Source organism: Acinetobacter sp. YH12255, assembly GCF_013417355.1.
GTDB classification, from domain to species: Bacteria; Pseudomonadota; Gammaproteobacteria; order Pseudomonadales; family Moraxellaceae; genus Acinetobacter; species Acinetobacter pseudolwoffii.
In genome coordinates, this window is the sequence record NZ_VPEC01000087.1 from 1 (window position 1) to 4715 (window position 4715).

Annotated in this window: 5 protein-coding genes; all 5 read left to right on the top strand. The window is 41.5% G+C overall.

The window, feature by feature from the left end; translation table 11 throughout:
- The first annotated feature begins 416 nt into the window (after window positions 1–416).
- Entirely contained in the window at window positions 417–1307 is an 891-nt protein-coding gene (locus tag FTV30_RS15525) for a VacJ family lipoprotein (protein ID WP_074384079.1), read from the top strand.
- A gap of 102 nt (window positions 1308–1409) precedes the next feature.
- Entirely contained in the window at window positions 1410–2378 is a 969-nt protein-coding gene (gene gigA, locus FTV30_RS15530) for an RsbU family protein phosphatase GigA (RefSeq protein ID WP_005095839.1), read from the top strand.
- Between the two features lie 112 nt (window positions 2379–2490).
- Complete coding sequence (gene gigB, locus FTV30_RS15535; RefSeq protein ID WP_004647542.1) at window positions 2491–3009, top strand: anti-anti-sigma factor GigB; 519 nt, start codon at window positions 2491–2493, stop codon at window positions 3007–3009.
- 20 nt (window positions 3010–3029) lie between these two features.
- Complete coding sequence (locus tag FTV30_RS15540) at window positions 3030–3857, top strand: carbon-nitrogen hydrolase family protein (RefSeq protein ID WP_159138730.1); 828 nt, start codon at window positions 3030–3032, stop codon at window positions 3855–3857.
- 105 nt (window positions 3858–3962) lie between these two features.
- On the top strand, window positions 3963–4388 hold the full coding sequence (locus FTV30_RS15545) for an organic hydroperoxide resistance protein (protein ID WP_005095836.1): 426 nt from the start codon (window positions 3963–3965) through the stop codon (window positions 4386–4388).
- The last annotated feature ends 327 nt before the right edge of the window (window positions 4389–4715 follow it).

Consider the following 4715-nt stretch of genomic DNA (forward strand, 5'->3'; position numbering starts at 1 on the left):
GTAAAAATCCACACAAGTTGTTCTTCATAATCTCTTAATGATCTTCTTGCTGATTCGTCACCAGCAAGCTAGGTCGGCTATATTACACTGAATTTCTAAAGTGTCAATCCGTAATTCAAATTAATTTGAACTTAACCAACAAAACCTAATCTTAACACCTCGTGCTAAGTTACTGTTTTATCAGAAGTTTTAATCTTCATCACTGCCGATGGATGTGCATTCTACAGCATTTCAGGGCGCTTGCAACACCTTTTTCAAGAAAATTATTTTGCATGTACATTTTTTACTCTTTTTGTGTATTTTCATTCATTTTTTATACAAATTTGCTTAAATGATGTCTATTCGTGAATATAACGTTTATTATTTTTATACTAATAAGTAGTGCTCCTTACTCAGACAAGGCCTCGGGTTTCCTTATGCATCGTTCTATTTACTTATCTATATGCTTATTTTCTCTAGTATCAAGCGTACATGTTTTCGCAGAGGTCAACACGGATGTGGAAAATGAATCTTTGAAAACGCCACTCAGAACCAAAATATCGGCCAAGGCACAACAATTACAGACACAGCTAAAAGTCGATGCCAGTGCAGCACAGGCTGAAGAAGTCAAAGATCCTTTCCAACCGTTAAATAGAAAGATTTATCAGTTTAATGATGCGATTGACCGTACTGTGGTACGTCCTATAGCTGTTCAGTATGTTGAGAAAGTTCCACAGGATGTCCGCGGTAGCTACACCAATTTCCGTAATAACCTGGGTGAACCCTGGAATGTAGTCAATCAGCTGATTCAGGGCCGTCCGACCCGCGCAGCAAAATCCTTGGGACGTTTTACCATTAATACTTTAACGACCTTAGGTTTGGCTGATCCGGCACGTCGCCTTGGTTTAAGTCATGAAGACGAGAGATTTGGAACTACTTTGGGTTATTATGGTGTTGCGTCTGGTCCTTATATTATGTTGCCATTTTTAGGCCCAAGTTCAGTGCGTGGGGTGATTGGTACTGCTGTAGATAGTCAAACCCGCCCACAAAAATATCTTCTCGAAGATGAAGATGGGCTTTACTGGACCGACCAGTTCTGGCGTGCCATTGATAACCGCTCGGAAATACTGGATGTTGAAGGGGTGCTGACCGGTGATCGTTATGCCCAGATTCGGGATATTTACTTGCAACGCACCAATTACGCGATTGCTGAAAAGAAAGGTACAGAACAAGATACCCTATTCCTAGAAGATGACTTCGAAGAAGATAGTTCTGAAGATATACCTTTTGATGAGAACAATATTGAATCTTCAGAAGAAGATCTTTAAGTTCATGCTTGATGTATGATTGCTAGTGAAATCTGTTCGCTAGCAATACCTTGCTTGTTATAGTACATCGTATAACCAACCCTGAGATCGAATCACTTTTTTATGTATTTCATTCAACCGACTCGTGATATTCCCTATTTAGATCAGGTACTTGATACGCTTCCGCATATTCAGATGATCTATCTGGATGATCATGAGCTGTATGATTCTACGATTATCGCAATTGCAGATGTACATGACTATCTGAAATATAAGTGGAATCTGCCTACCATTGTGCTGGCCTTAGAGCATGAAGGCACAGCGTTGGCTCAGGCTTGGGAGCAAGGGGCGCTGGCAGGCTGGATCTGGAATAAACTTCCTGAAAATCCTGACCTGGCGCTGCAAAAAATTGATGCGCAATATAAACGTAACCAGGATAGCCGTGATCTGCCTTCTGCGGCAGAACTACAAAAAAGATTGTTACCCAACCCGATTAAACTGACCAATTATGAGGTCGAAACTTATTTTCAGCCTTCAGCCTATCTTTCAGGAGATTGGTATGATTACTGGAAAATTAGCGACAAAGAAGTGATTTTCTATTTGGCCGATGTATCTGGACATGGCGTCACCAGTAGTTTACTCACGTCCTGGATGGCTGCTTTTCACGGTCGCTCCAAAACGCCGCGCGAGCTGATTAAAAAGCTTAACGGCATGCTAATGCAGGAAAATATTGAAAAGCACATCACCATGATTGCCGGGATTTTAAATCTGGAAACCCATGTATTAAAATGGTCCAGTGCCGGACATTATCCCCCACCGATTATATTTGAACCCAATCAAGAGCCTAAGATTTTCTCTACCAGCAGCTTCCCTTTAGGTCTGACCGAAGAGCTTGAGGTTGAAGAAAACGAATGGGTATTAAGCCCTAATGCCCGTTTTATCATCTGTTCAGATGGTGCACTGGAACCCTTTGATGGTGGATTAAATGAGCAATTTTCGCAATTATTACATCACTTGCAGAATGAGTCATTTCAGGCTCCAGAACATGTGGCCGACGATATCGCCTTTTTAAGCTTTATCCGCGTAAATTAGCAGTATATTTACAGACTTTATAAGCACTTAATTTGATTACCACTTTCAGCTACTTGAGTATCAATACACCCTATGGGATAATTTAATATCCTTCTCTGCAAATGGCATTTATATGTCAACAGGTCATGTTGAATATGCAAGTCTGAATGGAACGCATATTTTTAAGCTTATCGGCGAAGTGCGTGCCCAATCTTGTATTAGTCTAGACAAATTACTGAACAAAATTGAACAGCAGGACAACGTAGTTGGCGCTATCGTTGATCTCACCGAAACCAGTTTTATTGACAGTACCGTACTCGGTGTTTTGGCCAAGTTAGGACTGAAACTCAAGCAAGTACATAATATTCAAGCTGTTATGCTTTCTACCAATTCCGACATTACTACTTTGGCCAACAGTATGGGACTGAGCCAGGTGTTTGTGATTCTGAATTATTGTGGCGATCCGAATGTCTGCACCCGTGCGCTGATGGAAGAACATGTGACGCATCAAAATATGCTCAATACCGTTCTGGATGCGCATAAAACCTTGATGAAGCTAAATCAAAGCAACCAGAATATGTTTGAACCTTTAGTCAAACAGTTACAGAAAGAGCAAGACAATTTAGATAAAATCTCCGAGCAAAAGGTATAACGACTATATAAGAGGACCGCATGACTTTACTTTCTGTTGCACAAATGAATTCTCAAAATGAAATTGACGCCAATTTTGTGGAGATTGAGTCTTTAATTCAACAAAGTAAGGCCAATGGTGCTGAGTTAATTGTTTTCCCGGAAAATTTCGTCTGTTTCGCAGCAGGCAAACAACGCGAAACTGCTGCACAATTTGAAGTCATTCAACAACGTCTGGAACAACTTGCCCATCAATATCAAACCTGGATTGTGGCCGGGACTTTGCCCTGCCCTTATCGTCCGGATGGTTCAATCATTCAAGATGGCCGGGTGCGTACTGTCAGTCTGTGTATCAGTCCTGAACGAACCGAAGCGCGTTATGACAAAATTCATTTGTTTGATGTGCAAGTCGGCGATGCTGTCGGTGGTTATCAGGAGTCTAAATTCTTTGAACCCGGCACAGATGTGGTCGTTGCCAAGACTCCTTTTGGCAATATCGGCTTGATGGTCTGTTATGACCTGCGCTTTCCAGAACTGGCTTTAAGCTTACGTGCTAAGGGTGCAAATCTCCTGACTGCGCCTTCTGCATTTACCTATACCACCGGTGAAATGCACTGGCAGTTATTGCTGCAAACCCGTGCCATGGATAGCCAGTGTTCGGTACTTGGCGCTGCTCAACAAGGCTGGCATGGTGAAAAACGTCAGACTTGGGGGCATGCAGCTGCCACCAATAGCCGCGGCCAACTGTTGAATATGATCCATGCTGATGGCGCACATTTGATTACGGTGGACTTTGATTTAAGTGAACAGCAAAAAATCCGTGAATCCATGCCTTTAATGCAACATCGTAAACTGCTACAACTTTCTTAAGAAACCTGCCCGGATACTTGCATAAATTAACAAAATCCCTGCTTATTCTTCAGGCAAAATCGCCGAGCATAGAAGCTCCATGAACAATAAATAGGGATTAAGCTCATGTCATTAGAAAAAGCCGTCTATACCGCACATGCCAAAGCCACAGGTGGTCGTGATGGCCGCGCCACCTCTGACGATCAGATTTTAGATGTACAATTGGCCGTGCCCAAAGAAATGGGGGGACCTGGTGGTGGAACCAACCCTGAACAGCTCTTTGCCGCAGGTTATTCGGCATGTTTCTTGGGTGCGATGAAATTTGTTGCCAATCGTGACAAACTGAATATGAGTAAAGATGCTTATATCGAGGGTGATGTAGGAATTGGTCCAATTCCGACCGGGTTTGGTATTGAGGTGACTTTAAATATCCATCTTGAAGGTATGGATCAGCAAGAAGCGCAAAAACTGGTAGATGCCGCGCATATTGTCTGTCCGTATTCAAATGCAACCCGCAATAATATTGATGTGAACTTAAACGTCATTACTTAATTTTTCGATTCAACCGCTATCCTGAAAAAATGCTTCAGGATAGCTAGAGCGCTATTATAAAATTTTAATCGCTGCATCTTCCCTTAAAGGCCAATTCTATTTTCAAAACAAAAGCAAAAATCTTAATACTTATATATAATGATTCTTATTTGCAATAATTTATTTTAAATCACCTTATGTTTAAATTATTTATTTCTAGTTCTGTTCCTTAAAATGTAGTCAAACATAGTCAAGGACTAATTCGCACTCTGTTAATGTCTTGTTGCCAAACGTGTAACTAGAGCCTGAGTCGGTCAGTTCCGACTTATAGCGATCAGTCCGTTCTTG